Annotated in this window: 16 protein-coding genes; 9 read left to right on the top strand and 7 right to left on the bottom strand. The window is 68.9% G+C overall.

Annotation, left to right across the window (positions count from 1 at the left end):
- Positions 1-74: 74 nt before the first annotated feature.
- Positions 75-764, bottom strand: coding sequence for a class I SAM-dependent methyltransferase (locus tag FVE89_RS07930; protein ID WP_210254046.1), 690 nt, complete (start codon positions 762-764; stop codon positions 75-77).
- Between the two features lie 990 nt (positions 765-1,754).
- Between FVE89_RS07930 and FVE89_RS07925 the strand changes: the two genes are divergently transcribed.
- Both FVE89_RS07925 and coaA read left to right on the top strand, forming a co-directional pair.
- Positions 1,755-2,078 carry a phosphoribosyl-ATP diphosphatase gene (locus FVE89_RS07925; protein ID WP_160533498.1) on the top strand — a complete coding sequence of 108 codons (324 nt, stop codon included), beginning with the start codon at positions 1,755-1,757 and terminating at the stop codon, positions 2,076-2,078.
- Positions 2,075-3,064: a type I pantothenate kinase gene (coaA, locus tag FVE89_RS07920; RefSeq protein ID WP_160533497.1), complete on the top strand. Its 990-nt coding sequence runs from the start codon at positions 2,075-2,077 to the stop codon at positions 3,062-3,064. Before FVE89_RS07925 ends, coaA begins: the two co-directional genes overlap by 4 nt.
- A 158-nt stretch (positions 3,065-3,222) precedes the next feature.
- On the opposite strand, the gene thpR is transcribed toward coaA, so the two are convergent.
- Positions 3,223-3,762: an RNA 2',3'-cyclic phosphodiesterase gene (gene thpR, locus FVE89_RS07915; protein WP_160533496.1), complete on the bottom strand. Its 540-nt coding sequence runs from the start codon at positions 3,760-3,762 to the stop codon at positions 3,223-3,225.
- Complete coding sequence (locus FVE89_RS07910) at positions 3,762-4,358, bottom strand: arylesterase (RefSeq protein WP_160533495.1); 597 nt, start codon at positions 4,356-4,358, stop codon at positions 3,762-3,764. Before FVE89_RS07910 ends, thpR begins: the two co-directional genes overlap by 1 nt.
- Positions 4,359-4,547: 189 nt before the next feature.
- Here FVE89_RS07910 and FVE89_RS07905 point away from each other — a divergent pair, with 189 nt between their 5' ends.
- Together FVE89_RS07905 and FVE89_RS07900 are read left to right on the top strand one after the other, a co-directional pair.
- The gene (locus tag FVE89_RS07905; RefSeq protein WP_160533494.1) at positions 4,548-5,249 is read left to right on the top strand and encodes an ABC transporter ATP-binding protein; all 702 of its coding nucleotides are present in this window, start codon (positions 4,548-4,550) and stop codon (positions 5,247-5,249) included.
- A gap of 255 nt (positions 5,250-5,504) precedes the next feature.
- Entirely contained in the window at positions 5,505-8,081 is a 2,577-nt protein-coding gene (locus FVE89_RS07900; protein WP_160533493.1) for an FtsX-like permease family protein, read from the top strand.
- 8 nt (positions 8,082-8,089) lie between these two features.
- Here the strand turns inward: FVE89_RS07900 and FVE89_RS07895 are convergent, their stop codons facing one another.
- The gene (locus FVE89_RS07895; RefSeq protein ID WP_160533492.1) at positions 8,090-8,575 is read right to left on the bottom strand and encodes a YetF domain-containing protein; all 486 of its coding nucleotides are present in this window, start codon (positions 8,573-8,575) and stop codon (positions 8,090-8,092) included.
- 506 nt (positions 8,576-9,081) lie between these two features.
- Between FVE89_RS07895 and FVE89_RS07890 the strand changes: the two genes are divergently transcribed.
- Both FVE89_RS07890 and FVE89_RS07885 read left to right on the top strand, forming a co-directional pair.
- Entirely contained in the window at positions 9,082-9,852 is a 771-nt protein-coding gene (locus tag FVE89_RS07890; RefSeq protein ID WP_160533491.1) for a Bax inhibitor-1/YccA family protein, read from the top strand.
- Positions 9,853-10,117: 265 nt separating this feature from the next.
- Positions 10,118-11,011, top strand: a complete 894-nt coding sequence (locus FVE89_RS07885; protein WP_160533490.1) for a dihydrodipicolinate synthase family protein — start codon at positions 10,118-10,120, stop codon at positions 11,009-11,011.
- Positions 11,012-11,021: 10 nt separating this feature from the next.
- Here FVE89_RS07885 and FVE89_RS07880 read toward each other — a convergent pair whose 3' ends face one another.
- Positions 11,022-11,396 carry a DUF2794 domain-containing protein gene (locus FVE89_RS07880; protein WP_160533489.1) on the bottom strand — a complete coding sequence of 125 codons (375 nt, stop codon included), beginning with the start codon at positions 11,394-11,396 and terminating at the stop codon, positions 11,022-11,024.
- Between the two features lie 351 nt (positions 11,397-11,747).
- On the opposite strand from FVE89_RS07880, the gene bluB reads away from it, so the two are divergent.
- The gene (gene bluB, locus FVE89_RS07875) at positions 11,748-12,386 is read left to right on the top strand and encodes a 5,6-dimethylbenzimidazole synthase (protein WP_160533555.1); all 639 of its coding nucleotides are present in this window, start codon (positions 11,748-11,750) and stop codon (positions 12,384-12,386) included.
- Positions 12,387-12,565: 179 nt separating this feature from the next.
- Positions 12,566-13,075 (top strand): L,D-transpeptidase, encoded by a 510-nt coding sequence (locus tag FVE89_RS07870; RefSeq protein ID WP_160533488.1) that lies wholly within the window; start codon positions 12,566-12,568, stop codon positions 13,073-13,075.
- 121 nt (positions 13,076-13,196) lie between these two features.
- Here FVE89_RS07870 and FVE89_RS07865 read toward each other — a convergent pair whose 3' ends face one another.
- Entirely contained in the window at positions 13,197-13,505 is a 309-nt protein-coding gene (locus tag FVE89_RS07865) for a cupin domain-containing protein (RefSeq protein WP_160533487.1), read from the bottom strand.
- Positions 13,506-13,565: 60 nt separating this feature from the next.
- Positions 13,566-13,787, bottom strand: a complete 222-nt coding sequence (locus FVE89_RS07860) for a DUF1674 domain-containing protein (RefSeq protein ID WP_160533486.1) — start codon at positions 13,785-13,787, stop codon at positions 13,566-13,568.
- Between the two features lie 55 nt (positions 13,788-13,842).
- Between FVE89_RS07860 and FVE89_RS07855 the strand changes: the two genes are divergently transcribed.
- Positions 13,843-15,222, top strand: a complete 1,380-nt coding sequence (locus tag FVE89_RS07855; RefSeq protein WP_160533485.1) for an RsmB/NOP family class I SAM-dependent RNA methyltransferase — start codon at positions 13,843-13,845, stop codon at positions 15,220-15,222.
- The last annotated feature ends 487 nt before the right edge of the window (positions 15,223-15,709 follow it).

Raw genomic sequence — 15,709 nt, 5'->3', positions numbered from 1 at the left:
GGCGAACGCGTCGAAACAGGTTCGAACTCGGACTGGTCCCGATCGCCACCCAGCCGCATCTGCGCTGATGCTATCTACGGTTTAGTAAGAACACCGATAAAGTACCCGTTATGCCATTCGCCGCGTTCTCCAGGGACGGATGCGTGCGATCCATTTTGGGTGGTCTTAATTTCCATGCAATAATTGAGAGCGAGACCACCCGCTTGAATACCTGCGAAAGTGCCCTCACGAATCTCGGCCCAATTCCAATCATCGACGATAAGTATAAATTCTCTATCAAGAGCTGGCATGCCGAGAACGATGCCATCACGCTGATCTTCACGCAAATGGGGGCCATCGAAAAGATATACGTTATACTTCCCAATCTGCGAGTAATTTACCTCCCTGAAATCTGATTCGATAAGCTGAAAATCGATATTTTCATTGCTGCAACGTTCGACATTTTCCAGAAATTGATTACGTGGCCCGCCAAATTGCGACCAGTTGTCGATGCATGTTATTTTTGCTTTATTACCGTACATTGCTGCGCAAGCAGTAGATCCCGCCCATGAACCGACCTCAAAGTAACGTGCGTTCGGCACGAGAGCAATTAGATTATTGATAAAAGATCGATATTTTCTTCCCGACATTCCTCGCATACCAAGTACGAAATTTGGCAATCTGTGTTGAAGGGCCATAGATTTAGCGAATGCAAATTCGACCAACGTTGCAGACAATGTCGATTTGCTGTCGCCATGCACAACCAACGAAAACTCATCGTGCATTTCAGCCATTTCCGTTCGCCCCCTCTTCCAGAAAAATTCTATCAACTCTGCCCATAATCTCTGTCAAACAGGAATACTTGCTCGTCTGGCAAGACTGTTCGCCTATCAAAAATTTATGCGCAAAATCGATTCCATCTATATTTTGCGTCATGATCAGGCAGTTTCCAAATCATTTGCGCACACAAATAGGCACCGGCGCAGACATTCCAAGAGTTGACATAGCTGATATTGCTCAGAATCTTTTGTCTGCCAACTCAAGTTCGTCACCTGGACGAGTTATCACGTCAAAAGCATCATTGCCAAATCCGATCGCGCTCCACCAACCATTAAATATGCGCCATCTATATTTAGCTCTAGAGGAAGAAGACAATCAATGCGGCATCGTTCCGTAAATTACGAACAAATAAAAAGGTATATTAGCCGGTTTTTAACTTTTAAAGATTGTGAATTTTCCGGAACATCGCCTGCTGACAGCGCATTGAGGCTGATCGACCGATTTTTTAACAACGATTAGGTAGATCTATTGAATATTATCTGAACTCTCCATCGGCCGTGGATGCATTTCTGACCCTGATAGACCGCCACGATTACGCATGACGGCGAGATAGGATGTTAGGTCTTCGTGGGTTGCGCTTCCGGTTGCCATCAACGCTGACCACAGACTGGTGCCTGACCGCTCGCACATCCGTATCGCGCAGCGTCAGAGATGATTTCAAAGGCACTTGCGTTCTGGCATTCAAGTCCGGCGCGCTTAAGAGCCGTCCAGTTCATGCAGCTACCGTCTGACAATCGCTACCGAACGTCGCCCCGCTGCGGGATAGTGCGAAGTTCCTGCACGTGCGACAGGCCGACGTGCCATGGACGTCGGGCCAGACAAAGCACGGCGGCCTTCACCCATCCCGCTTGCCCGCAGGCCAGGTGTGGCGCAGTTTCCTGCCGAACTTCGGCCTCCAACCGGCGACCGGACCGGCCCACCATGCAGATCGCTTCATGACCGCCTACACGCTCGCCGACCTCGCCGCCCTCGTGGCGAGCCGTGCCGGGACCGACCCGGCCACCTCCTACACCGCCAAGCTCCTGTCGGAAGGGCCGGCCAAGGCCGCCAAGAAGCTCGGCGAGGAGGCGGTGGAGGCGGCCATCGCGGCCGTCCAGGGCGACAAAACCGGCCTGCGCAACGAAGCGGCGGATGTGCTCTACCACCTCGTGGTGCTGCTCCGCGCCGGCGGGGTCGAACTCGCCGACGTGATGGCCGAGCTGGAGCGGCGCACGGCGCAGAGCGGCATCGCCGAGAAGGCCGCGAGGCGCCCCGCGTGAACGCGGCCGCGCTGCCGGGCACGGTCGAGGCGATCCTCCAAGCGTCGGACGGGCTCTCGCCCTATCGCCGCTTCGGACGCCAGGAATGGGCCCAGCTGCGGGCCGACACGCCGCTCACCCTCAACCAGGAGGACGTGGAGCGGCTGCAATCGATCAACGACCCGATCTCCGTGGAGGAGGTGGAGGCGATCTACCTGCCGCTGTCGCGCCTGCTGGCGCTCTACGTCGCGGCGACCCAGGGCCTGTTCAAGGCGACGCAGCGATTCCTGCTCGCCGAGCGGGAGACCAAGGCGCCCTACATCATCGGGCTCGCCGGATCGGTGGCGGTGGGCAAATCGACCACCGCCCGCATCCTGACCGCCCTGCTGGCGCGCTGGCCCAACACCCCGAAGGTCGACCTCGTCACCACCGACGGCTTCCTGCTGCCCAATGCCGAGCTCGCCGCCAACGGCCTGATGGAGCGCAAGGGGTTTCCGGAAAGCTACGACACCGCCGCCCTGCTGCGCTTCCTCCATGACGTGAAGGCCGGCCACAAGCGCGTGACCGCGCCGCTCTACTCGCACCTCGTCTACGACCGGGTGCCCGGGGAGGAGCGGGTTGTGGAGAGCCCCGACATCCTGATCGTGGAGGGCCTGAACGTGCTCCAGCCCGCCCGCCTGCCGCGGGATGGGACCGCGATCCCGTTCGTGTCCGACTTCTTCGACTTCTCGATCTATCTCGACGGCCACGAGGACGACCTGCACCGCTGGTACGTCACGCGCTTCATGAAGCTGCGCCAGACGGCGTTCCGCGATCCGCGCTCGTACTTCCGGAAATACGCCGAGATCCCCGAGGCCGAGGCGCTCGACATCGCCGACCGGCTCTGGACCACGATCAACCTGCCGAACCTGCGCGAGAATATTCTGCCCACGCGCCAGCGGGCGAGCCTGATCCTGACCAAGGGGGCGAGCCACCGGATCGAGAGCGTGGCGCTGCGGCGGTTGTAGTTTCTTCGAAGTCCCAACCCTCCACCTCATCCTGAGGTGCCCGCGCAGCGGGCCTCGAAGGAGGGCTCCAGAGATCGCGCGGCTGGCTGGTGGTCTCCTTCGAGGCCGGCGCTGCGCTCCGGCACCTCAGGATGAGGTGGAGAATTGGAGCAGCCGTTTCACGCGAACGGGAATTCCGCCTCCGCCACATACGGCCCGCCCCCGGTCGAGTCCCGCGCCGAGAACAGCGTCACCCGGTCCACACCGAACGTCAGCGGTGCGAAGACCGGCGCCTGCGAGAGATACATCGCGGCCGCCTCCGGCGTTGCGTCGCGGCGCAGGCGGGCCAGCGTGATGTGCGGGGTGAATTTCCGCCGTTCCGGATCCACACCGGCCCGCCGGACCAGCCGCTCCTGCTCGGCCTGGAGATCCATCAGCGCCGGATCGGCCACCACCGAGGCGTAGAGCGCCCGGGGCCGGTCGCCGCCGAACAGGCCGAGGCCGTCGAGCGTCACCGTGAGGGCCGGGCGCGCCCGCATCTCGGCGAGCGCCTCCACCACGTCGTCGGCCACGGTCGCCTCGACATCGCCGATGAAGCGCAGGGTCACGTGGAAATCGCCGGGCTCGATCCAGCGGGCGCCGGGCAGGCCGCCCTGGTAGGCCTTCAGCGCCGCGGCGACCGCGTGCGGCACGGCGAGGCCGGTGAACAGGCGCGGCATCAGCGCACCGGGGCCTGGCGGATCCGGTCGAGAAAGGAATCCACCGTCGGCAGCATGCGGGCCGCGATGGTCTCCACGCCCTGCCGGTTCGGGTGCAGCATGTCGTCGAGGTGCTGCGCCCGGTCGCCGATGATCCCGTCGAGGAAGAACGGATACAGGATCAGGTCGTAGCGCTTGGCGAGGTCCGGGTAGATCGCGTCGAACCGCGCCTTGTAGTCCGGCCCGAGATTGGGCGCGGCCTGCATGCCGGCGAGCAGGACCGGGATGCCCCGCGCCTTCAGCCGCTCGATGATCGCCGCCAGCGCCCCCTCGGTCACCTTCGGATCGGTGCCGCGCAGCATGTCGTTGGCGCCGAGTTCGAGGATCACCCCGGCGGTCCCGTCCGGCACCGACCAGTCGACCCGGTCGAGGCCGCCGGTGGCGGTGTCGCCCGAAACGCCGGCATTGGCCACGGTGACGTCCTCGCCCTTGGCCTTGAGCAGGCGCTCCAGCACGGTGGGGAAGGCGGCATCGGCCGGGAGCCGGTAGCCGGCGGTGAGGCTGTCGCCGAGGGCGACGAGCCGGGTCGGGCCGCCCGCGGCCTGGGCGGCTGTCATGAAAGGGAGAATCATGAGCGCTAGCGCTGCGGCAAACAGGGCCGTGCGCCGGAACACGGCGCCGCCGTCATGGCGCGGCCCCAATGGGCGACCCATATCGCGGTGCAACCACGGCCCGTGCCGCCAAGTTTGAGCCCAAGACAGGACCTCGCGCGCCATGCTCGTCATCGTCCACAGATCGTCCGCTCGATGAACCAAGGCAAGGTGGGAAGCGCCCCCGCGATCGCGCTGTCCGACATCGATCTCAGCCTCGGCCGTGGGGCCGCCCGGGTCCATGTCCTGCGCGGCATCTCGCTCAGCGTCGGCCGGGGCGAGGCGGTGGGGCTCGTCGGCCCGTCCGGTTCGGGCAAATCGACGCTGCTGATGGTCATGGCCGGGCTGGAGCGGCCGGATTCCGGCGGCGTGGTGATCGAGGACACCGACCTCGTCCGCCTCGACGAGGACGCGCTCGCCCGGTTCCGCGGCCGGCGGATCGGCATCGTGTTCCAGGCCTTCCACCTCGTGCCGACCATGACGGCCCTGGAGAACGTGGCGCTGCCGCTCGAACTCGCCGACCGGCCCGGCGCCCTGGAGCGGGCCCGCGCCGAGCTGGAGGCGGTCGGGCTCGGGCACAGGCTGCACCATTACCCGGCGCAACTCTCGGGCGGCGAGCAGCAGCGCGTCGCCATCGCCCGGGCGGTCGCCCCGGATCCGGCGATCCTGGTGGCCGACGAGCCCACCGGCAACCTCGACGAGGCCACCGGCCGCCAGATCGTCGATCTCCTGTTCCGCCTGAAGCGCGACCGCGGCGCCACGCTGGTGCTGGTCACCCACGATAACGGCCTCGCCCGCCTGTGCGACCGCACCGTGCGGCTGCGCTCGGGGCGGATCGAGGAAGCGGTGGCAGCGTGATGGGGGCGTTCAAGCGCGACGGTCTGTGCGCATGCCCTCCCCCCTCTGCGGGGGAGGGTGGCCCCCGAAGGGGGTCGGGAGAGGGGAGCGACGGCGCAGGATGGGGCCGTATCCGTCATGAAGGTCGCCCCCTTTTCGGAAACGTCGCTCCCCCCTTGCGGGACTTCGTCCCGACCCGACCCCTGCTGACGCAGGGGCCACCCTCCCCCGCAGAGGGGGGAGGGAGGGCGTCGCGCCTGGGGGGAGTGTAGCGTCATGCACGGCACGATCACCCGCCCCGACCCCGCGCCCCGCCGGATCCCGCTGACCCTGCGCCTCGCGCTGCGTGAGTTGCGGGCCGGTCTCTCGGGCTTCGGGGTGTTCCTGGCCTGCATCGCGCTCGGCGTCATGGCGATCGCGGGCGTGGCGTCGATCTCGCGCTCGCTCTCGGACGGGCTCGGCCGGGAGGGCCGGCGGATCCTTGGGGGCGACCTCGCCTATAACCTCATCAACCGCGAGGCGACCGACGCGGAGAAGCAGGCCCTCGCGAAGGAAGGCCGGCTCGACGTGGTCGCCTCCCTGCGCGCGATGGCGGTGGCACCGAGCGGCGACGCGGCGCTGGTCGAGCTGAAGGCGGTCGATCCCGCCACCTACCCGGCCGCGGGCGAACTCGCCACCGATCCGCAGCAGCCCATCGCCGACCTGCTGGCGGTGCAAGACGGGGTACCGGGGGCGCTGGCCGACCCGGCGCTGCTCACCCGCCTCGCCGTCAAGGTCGGCGACCGGATCACGCTGGCCGGCCACCCGGTCGCGATCCGCGGCACCATCGTGTCGGAGCCCGACAAGATCGCCGGCGGCATCGGTTTCGGGCCGCGGCTGATGATCGCCGAGCCGACGCTCCGCGCCACCGGCCTGGTCCAGCCCGGCAGCCTCAACCGCTGGAGCTACCGCCTCATCCTGCCGCCCGGCACGCCGGAGGCCGACCTCGACGCCGCGCAGGCCCGGATCCGCGCCGCGACCCCGGAGGCCGGCTGGGAGATCCGCTCGCGCACCAACGCCGACCCGCGCTTCGCCAAGAGCATCGAGCGGTTCACGCAGTTCCTGACGCTCGTGGGGCTCACCGCGCTGATCGTCGGCGGGGTCGGGGTCGGCAACGCCGTCCACGCCTTCGTGGAGCGCAAGCGGCCCTCGATCGCGACCCTCAAGAGCGTCGGGGCGCCGGGTTCGCAGGTGGTGGCCCTGTACCTGACCCAGGTGATGCTGATCGCCGGCCTCGGTACGCTGATCGGTGTCGTGATCGGCGCGAGCCTGCCCTTCCTCCTCGACGCGCTGTTCTCGGCCGATCTGCCGCTGCCGCTCAATCCCACACTCGCCCCGGGCGAACTCGCGCTCGCCGCCGCCTATGGCCTGATCACCGCCTTCGCCTTCGCGATCACGCCGCTCGGCCGCGCCCACGACGTGCCGGTTTCCGGCCTGTTCCGCGATACGGTCGATCCCGCCCGGGTGCGCCCGCGCTGGCGCTACCGGATCTGGCTCGCCTTGAGCCTCGCCGCCCTGGTCGGCCTGTCGGTGGCGACCGCCTTCGACCGGCGGGTGGCGCTGATCTTCATCGCGGCCGCGGCCATCGCGTTCGGCCTGCTGCATGGGGTGGCGCTCGGCCTGATGGCGGTGGCCCGCCGCCTGCCGCATCCGCGCTGGCCCGCACCCCGGATGGCGCTCGCCAACCTGCACCGGCCGGGCGCCCTGACGCCTGCCATCGTCCTGTCGCTGGGCCTCGGCGTGACGCTCCTCGTGACGCTCAGCCTGATCGACGCCAATGTCCGCCGCACGATCAGCGCGACCCTGCCGGCCCGGGCGCCGAATCTCTTCTTCCTGGATATTCCTTCGCGGGACGCCGAACGGTTCCGGGAATTCCTGGCCCGCTCCGCCCCGAACGGGAAGATCGAGGACGTGCCGATGATGCGCGGCCGGATCGTCGCCCTGAACGGCGTGCCGGCGGGCAAGATCCGCCCGCCCGAGGACGCCGCCTGGGTGCTCGACGGCGACCGGGGCATCACCTACGCCGACACGGTGCCGGAGGGCTCCAGCCTCACGGAAGGGGCGTGGTGGAGCCCGGAGCAGGGCGCCAAGCCGCTCGTCTCCTTCGAGGCCGACCTCGCCCGCCAGCTCGGCCTGAAGCTCGGCGACACCGTGACGGTGAACGTGCTCGGCCGCGACCTCACCGCGACGATCTTCAACCTGCGCCGGGTGGAGTGGCGCAACCTCGGCATCAACTTCGTGATGGTGTTCTCGCCCGGCACCTTCCGCGGCGCGCCGCACTCGGACCTCGCCACGCTGACGCTCCCCGGCGGCACGGATTCGGGCGCCGAGAACCAGATCCTGCGCGACGTCGCGAAGACCTTCCCGTCGGTGAGCGCCGTGCGGGTGAAGGACGCCCTCGACGCGATCGGCGACCTCGTCGGCCGGCTGGTCCTGGCGATCCGCGGCGCGAGCGCGGTGGCGGTGCTGGCGAGCCTGTTCGTGCTGGCCGGCGCCATCGCGGCCGGGCACCGGGCGCGGCTCTACGATGCCGTGGTGCTCAAGGTGCTGGGGTCGAGCCGCGCGCGGCTGCTCAGCGCCTACGCCATCGAGTACGCGGCGCTCGGCCTCGCCACGGCCCTGTTCGGGCTGGCGGCCGGCACGCTCGCCGGCTGGGTGATCGTCGCCAAGGTGATGCACCTCGACTTCCGGCTGGATCTCTCCGGGGCGCTCGTGGCCGCGCTCGCCGCGGTGGCGCTGGCGATCCTGCTCGGGCTTGCCGGCACGTGGCGGATCCTGGGGCAGAAGCCGGCGCCATACCTGCGGCAGATCTGAGGACGCCCTCAGCCGGGCTTGCGCACGGTGATCTTGCCGCTCGGCTCCAGGATGATCCCGGCCGTCTCGCCCACATCCGCGACGCCCGTCTGGCGCAGCGCCTCGGCGAGGTCGGCCGCGCTGACCGACTGGTGCAGGCGGGCGCGTTCGTCGAGGCGCCCGTCGCGGCTCAGCGTGATGGCCGTGCCCTCGATGATCCGCGCGAGCCGGGTCGAGCGGGCGGCCGCCTGGGCCAGCAGCCCATGCAGGAGGACGAGGACGGCGCTCGCCGCCATCGTGCCGAGGAGCGGCGCGTTCCCGGTCAGCGCCCGGCTCAGCGAGGAGCCGAGCATGATCGACACGACGATGTCGAGGGCCGACCACTTGCCGAAGGTCCGTCGCCCCGAGACCCGCATGAGCAGCAGCCCGTAGGCGAAGATCAGCACGGCGCGGGCGCATTCCTGCCAGGCGGTCAGATGCGGCGCGGTGCCGAACAGGGTCTCGAGTGCGGTCATGGCCGGTCGGGTTCGTGGGCGATATCGGGACAGCGCCCATCGCCGGGGATGGATCCCGCGCGGGTTATCGAGGGATTCACGCGTCGTCCGTGTCGGAAAAAGCGCGACCGGCTCCGCCGCTCTCCTTCCCCCCTCTGTGGGGGAGGGAGGACGCGCGGCGCCGGCCCGCTCTCTCGAATCGTCGCGCGCGACAATAACGTGCCCGTGTTCACCCGTGTCATCAGGAAGCCGTTAAGACTTCGCCCGGAGCCTTTATGACGATGGGAATCCGGCAACCGCCAGTCGAACGGGCCGGCGCACGGCCGGAATGCATTTTAATCCCTATCGCGATGGACAAAAATACATCGTCCGGACACGGAAAACCGGCCCCGCAACCGTGGCCGGGCACTTGTGCTGACGCGGCGCGCGCAACATATTCCGGATCGAGGCGCCAGCCCGGCGCCAGAGGTCCTGCGTGGGCCTCGCCCGAAACACCACGCTGAGAGAGCCTCCGCAAGGAAACTCCCATGGCATTCGAAAACAGTCCCTTCCGGTACGGCGCCCAGCAGCCGACGGGCTACGCCGGCACCCAGGTCGAGGTCGACCAGGGCCTGCGTGCCTTCATGCTCGGCGTCTACAACAACATGGTCGTCGGGCTCGGGATCTCCGGTCTCGTCGCCCTCGGCCTGAACATGGCTTCGGTCGCGGCCTACCAGGGCACGCGCCCGCTCCTGACCCCGTTCGGTCAGGCCCTCTACCTGAGCCCGCTCAAGTGGGTGCTGATGCTCGCCCCGCTCGCGTTCATCTTCGTCTTCTCGATGCGGATGGACCGGATGTCGGCCTCGTCGGCGCGGACGATGTTCTTCGCCTTCGCGGCCGTGATGGGCGCCTCGATGTCCTCGCTCCTGCTGGTCTTCACCGGCGCGAGCGTGGTCCAGGTGTTCTTCATCACGGCGGCGGCCTTCGGCTCGCTGAGCCTGTGGGGCTACACCACGCGGCGCAGCCTCTCGGGCATGGGCTCGTTCCTGATGATGGGCCTGATCGGCATCATCCTCGCCTCGCTGGTGAACATCTTCTTCGCCTCGTCGGCCCTCCAGTTCGCCATCTCGGTGCTGGGCGTGCTGATCTTCGCGGGCCTCACCGCCTACGACACGCAGAAGCTGAAGGAGATGTATCTCTACGGCAACTTCGACGGTGAGACCGCGGCCAAGGTGTCGGTCAACGGCGCCCTGACGCTCTACCTCGACTTCATCAACATGTTCCAGTTCCTGCTCAGCCTGATCGGCGACCGCCGCTAGGCAAGACGGACTGAGTGCAAGACGGACTAGGTCCAAGACGGACTGAGTGACTGAGGAAACCCCGGCGGGACACCGCCGGGGTTTCTGTTTGCCTGACGGGCCAGCCGCCGACCTGTCGGGCGATCCCATCCCCCCTGATCCTGAGGGAGAGGGGTTGGACACCCGTGCGCGGCGCCAGCACGCACGGCTCTGCGGCTCGTCTGTGCCGCCGGCTAACGGCCCGAACCTGTTTCCACTTCCGTGGCGCGCGCTCTACCCTGCCGCCATGTCGAGAATCACCGGCCTCTCCGCCTTCCCGATCACGCCGAGCGACGCCGACGGGCGCGTCGAGGCCGAGGCCCTGCGCCGGCTGCTGGAGCCGCTGGCGGCGGCCGGCGTGGATTCGATCGGCCTGCTCGGCAGCACCGGCACCTATGCCTACCTGTCCCGCGACGAGCGGCGCCGCGCGGTGGAGATCGCCGCCGAGACCGTATCCGGCCGCGTGCCGCTTCTGGTCGGCATCGGCGCGCTGCGCACCGACGAGGCGATCCGCCTGGCCCGGGATGCGCGCGCGGCCGGCGCGGCCGCGGGTCTCCTCGCGCCCGTCTCCTACACGCCGCTCACGGAGGACGAGGTCTTCCAGCATTTCGAGGCCGTGGCCGGGGAGGGCGGCCTGCCGCTCGTGATCTACGACAATCCCGCCACCACGCATTTCCGCTTCTCGCCGGCGCTGGTCGGCCGGATCGCGCGCCTGCCCGGCGTGGTCGCCGCCAAGTGCCCGGCGCCGGAGCCGGGAGCCGCAATCGCCGGGGTCCGCGCGCTCCGCGCAACGGTGCCGGCGGATTTCCCCATCGGCTTCAGCGGCGACTGGAACGCCACCGAGGCCCTGCTCGCCGGGGGCGCCGCGTGGTTCAGCGTGGCCGCGGGCCTGTTTCCGAACACCTGTCGCGCCATCGTCCGGGCGGCCGAGGCGGGCGACGCGGACCGCGCGCGGGCCCTGAATGCGGCGCTCGAACCGCTCTGGGCGCTGTTCAAGGCCCATTCGAGCCTGCGGGTGGTCTACGCGCTCGCCGAGATCCTGGGTCTCTGCCGGGCCGTGCCGCCGCGTCCGATCCGGCCGCTCTCGCCCGAGATCCGGGCCGAGATCGCCGGGACGCTGCGCGGGCTGTCCCTGTCCTGAGATCGTCGCGTCAGACCGCCCGGGGCGCCGGCTCCAGCACGGCGATCACCCGGGCGAGCTCGGTGCCGCGCTTCAGGATCTGGCCGCTGGCGGCGATCACCGCGTAGGCGCCCTGGCGGCGGGCGAGTTTTGGATCCTTCTCGATCCGGTAGAGCGGCATCTCGGAGGCGCGGCGGTAGATCGAGAACACCGCCTTGTCGCGCCGGAAATCGAGGGCGTAGTCGCGCCACTCGCCCGCCGCGACCTGCCGTCCATAGAGGTTGAAGATCACGCGCAATTCGTCCCGGTTGAAGGCGATCTGGGGCGGCGCCGCGCGGGCCGGAAAGGGAATCACATGGCCCGCCGCCTCGTCGGGCCCGGGCCCGGCGCCCATCCGCTCAGTCATTCGAACTCCCGCGCATCATTGCTTTGCCGGATGATGGGCCCCGCCGGAGCCGCCCGCAAGGGTGAGCCTAGGGCCGGTTCGTGTCGTGCAGGACACACCCAAGCGACAAAAAACACCATTCCGCCCGATTCGCGCCTTTTGCAGGCCGCGTTGCGGTGGCACAACAGGAGTCGAACCTCGCCGGGTTCTGACCGGCCGGCGCCCGCGACCCAGCTCCCCAGCCATCGGTCGCCGGTCGGGCTCCCAGGGTCCGGCACTCCGAGGTTTCGAGACCCAAGACTTCAGGCCGCCCACCCGGGCGGCCTTTTTTCTGTTCCGGTCCGGGCCGGGATGCCTGTATGCCACGCCATGATGGGTCCGCCCGCCTTCGACGACGCCTTCCTGCAGGATCTCGACGCGCTGTTCGCGTGGCGCCGGGACGTGCGCCGGTTCCGGAGCGACCCGGTCGATGCCGGCCAGCTCGACGCGTGCCTCGCCGCGGCCCACCGGGCGCCCTCGGTCGGCAACAGCCGGCCCTGGCGGTTCGTGCGCGTCTCGGACCCCGGCCGGCGCGCCGCGGTGATCGCGAGCTTCGGCCGCTGCAACGCGGCGGCGGCGGAGGCCTACGACGCGGACCGCGCGGCGCGCTACCGGGCGCTGAAGCTCGCCGGCCTGCGGGAGGCGCCGGTCCATCTCGCGGCCTTCTGCGACGCGGCGACCGAGACCGGCCTCGGGCTCGGCCGGGCCAGCATGCCGGAGACCCTGGCATATTCGGTGGTCGGGGCGATCCAGTGCTTCTGGCTGGCGGCCCGGGCGCGGGGACTCGGCGTCGGCTGGGTCTCGATCCTCGAACCCGACGCCGTGACCGCGGTCCTGGCGGTACCCGAGACGTGGCGGCTCGTCGCCTATCTGTGCGTCGGCCATCCGGTGGAGGAGCACCTCGATCCGGAGCTGGAGCGCCACGGCTGGCAGGACGAGGACGCGCGCGGCCGCCGATTGTTCGAGCGCTGAAGGCTCGCCGCAAGGTGGGCCGTCGTGCAGAGCGCCCCGGCGCCGGATTTACGTTGCTGCTTTACCGTGATCAGGGGTTTCAGGCGCCATCCACGCATCAACCATAGCTTTCCCTGGAACGACAAGCTCGGCCGTGGATTACTCGGCCGCGGATACTCTTGCTTGTCGAGGAACAGGTTATGTCGGGTCGGGTGGCGGCTTTATTCGGTCTGGCCGGCGCGATGCTGGCCGGAAGCTTCGGCGCCGCGCAGGCGCGCGAGATCGTGCCCTTCCAGAACGGCGTCGCGCCGGGCTCGATCGTGATCAGCGTCACGCAGCGCAAGCTCTACCTGGTCAACGGCGACGGGACGGCGATCCGCTATCCCGTGGCGGTGGGCAAGCCCGGCAAGCAATGGTTCGGCACCGCCGCCATCGACGGCAAGTACGTGGCGCCGGCCTGGTCGCCGCCCGCCGAGGTCAAGCGCGACAACCCGCGCCTGCCGAACCTGATCGCGGGCGGCTCGCCGCACAACCCGATGGGCGCGGCCGCCATGACGCTGCAGGGCGGCCAGTACGCGATCCACGGCACCAACCGGCCGAGTTCGGTCGGCACCTACGCGTCCTATGGCTGCATCCGGATGTACAACCAGGACGTGGTCGATCTCTACGCCCGGGTCGATGTCGGCACGCCGGTCTACATGACGCACTGAAACCAGGTCATGGTTTCGAAAGGTCAGACCTTTCGCGGGTCCAGGGCGGAGCCCTGGGAAACGTCTCAGGGCTCCGCCCTGAGAACCCGCCAAAGGGCAAGCCCTTTGGGATCCCGGATTATCAGCCGGCCGGCGGCGCGGTCGCCTCGACGGCCGTGAAGGTCTCCAGAATCCGGTAAGTGTGCTCGGCTCCGGCCGGCACGCAGTAGGAATCCCCGGCCGCGAGCGCGACGGTCTCGCCGTTCACCACCAGCTCCGCCTTGCCGCTGATCACGTAGCCCACGGTCTCGTGGGGCGAGGTGGTCATCGGCTTGTCGGCGTTCGGCTCCTCGGCGCGCCACATGCGCATGCCGAGCCGCTCGCCGCGGGCCAGCGTGATCTCACCGTGCGGCCCCTCGGCGGCGCCACGGGCCGATACCTTCGTCGCCATCGCGTTTGCTCCCTGTCGATCCGGCAGGGGGAACGGCCCTCGGGCCGCCGCGTTCCGGCGTCAGAAGTCGACCGCGAGGCCCTTCACCTCCCAGTCGTCGTAGCGCACCGGCTCCAGGCCGCCGCGGCCCTGGCGCTCCGGCTTGGCGCTGATCTCGGCCGCGCGGGCGTCGATCGCGGCGCGGCGCTCGGCCGCCTCCGCGAGGGCGCGTTCCGCCGCGGGGCTGAGCGTGCGGGGGGCGGCGCTGGCCGCGTTCGGGTCCTGTTCGTTCGGGTCTTGCATCGCGCTCGCTCGGATGTGAGGGCGTGGACCGAGAGAATTCGGCTCCGGAGCAGAAGTGGCATCGCGGGACAACGGCCGCAACACGCGGGTTCAGACTTCACCGCAGGGCACGGGCGCCGACACGGCGGGCCTCGGCGCCCGGCGGGCGGCGCAGCAGGCGGTCGCGGCGCTGCTCGGCCAGGCGCGGCCGCCGGCCCTCGACGAGGCCCTCGCGCAGGCGATCCGCGCCGAGGCGCTGACGCCGGCGGACGCCGCCCTGGCCCGGGCCATCGCGGTCGCGACCTTCCGGCGCTACGGCCAGATCCGCGCGGCGCTCAGCCACCGGCTTGAGCGCGGGCTGCCCACCGACAAGCCCCAGCTCACGGCCCTGCTCGCGACTGCGACCGCCCAGATCCTCGATCTCGCGGTCCCCGACCACGCCGCCGTCGATTGCGCAGTGCGGCTCGCCAAGGGGGACAACCGGACGGCCCACCTCGCCGGCCTCGTCAACGCGGTGTTGCGCCGGATCGCCCGGGAGCGCGATTCCATCCTGGCCGAGGGCGCCGACGCGCTCGCCACCAACACGCCGGACTGGCTCGCCCGCCGGTGGAGCGCCGCCTACGGGCCGGAGCGGGCGGGTGCGATCGCGCGGGCGCATCTGGCGGGCGCCGCGATCGACCTGACGCTGCGGGGCGATCCGGCGGAATGGGCCGAGCGGCTCGGCGCCGTGGTGCTCCCCACCGGCGCCCTGCGCCTGCCGGAGAACGGGCCGGCGATCCCCGAGCTGCCGGGTTTTTCGGATGGCGCGTGGTGGGTGCAGGACGCCGCCGCCGCGATCCCGGCCCGGCTGCTCGCGCCCGCGCCCGGCGCCCGCGTGCTCGACCTCTGCGCGGCCCCCGGCGGCAAGACGATGCAGCTCGCCGCCACGGGCGCCCACGTCACCGCGGTCGACCGCTCCGCACCCCGGCTTGAACGCCTGCGCGAGAACGTCGCGCGGCTCGGCTTCGACGTGGAGATCGTGGTCGCGGACGCCCTGGTGCTGGAGGGGCAGGACTACGATGCCGTGCTCCTCGACGCGCCCTGCTCGGCCACGGGCACGATCCGCCGCCATCCGGACGTGGCCTGGACCAAGGCGGAGGCCGATATCGGCCGGCTCGCCGGGCTCCAGCGCAGGCTACTCGACCACGCGGCCGGGCTGGTGCGGCCGGGTGGAGGCTTGGTCTATTGCACCTGCTCGCTGGAGCCGGAGGAGGGCGAGGCGCAGGTCGCGGCCTTCCTGGCGCGGGATTCGCGCTTCACGCGCGTTCCCGTGCGGCCCGAGGAGATCGGCGGTGCCGCCGAACTGATCGACGCCAACGGCGATCTGCGGACCCTGCCATGCCATCTGCCCGAGGTTCCGGGGGGTCGCGGCGGCCTCGACGGGTTTTTCGCGAGCCGGTTGCAGCGCGTGGGGTAGGGGCGGCCGGCAGCCCTTTTAAGGTGTTTGGGCTAGCTGCGAAAATCGCAAGTCGTGGCTCTAACGTCCTGAAAGAGCACCGCCTTTTCCCCTCCCCCTTGTGGGGAGGGGCCAGGGGTGGGGGTGGTGCAGGATGAGGCGCAGCGGTGCCGTCTGCACCACCCCCACCTCCAACTCCTCCCCACAAGGGGGAGGAGAGTGCGCTTGGCCCCTGTCTCGTTGCTTCCGCAAACACCTTAAAAGGGCTGGGGCGGCCGGTTCAAAGGGCAGTGTGGGCGCCGCGTCTTTCCCTCCCCCCTGTGTGGGCTAGCGGATTCACACGTCTCGTCCCGATGCTTAAAGCTCCTCACAAAACTCCCGGGCAGGCCCGGGATCGCCAGGGGAGGAGAGCGCATCGGCGAAGAGGTGTGAAGATCGTAGCCTCTGCGGGGGAGGAAGCGCGCGGCACCGGTTAGATCTTGACAATGTTCCTATTTTGTGCTCATTA

The sequence above is a fragment of the Methylobacterium sp. 2A genome (assembly GCF_009806555.1).
Lineage (GTDB): Bacteria > Pseudomonadota > Alphaproteobacteria > Rhizobiales > Beijerinckiaceae > Methylobacterium.
Note: the sequence above shows the minus strand (reverse complement) of the source record. Positions and strands in the feature narration are given on the sequence as shown.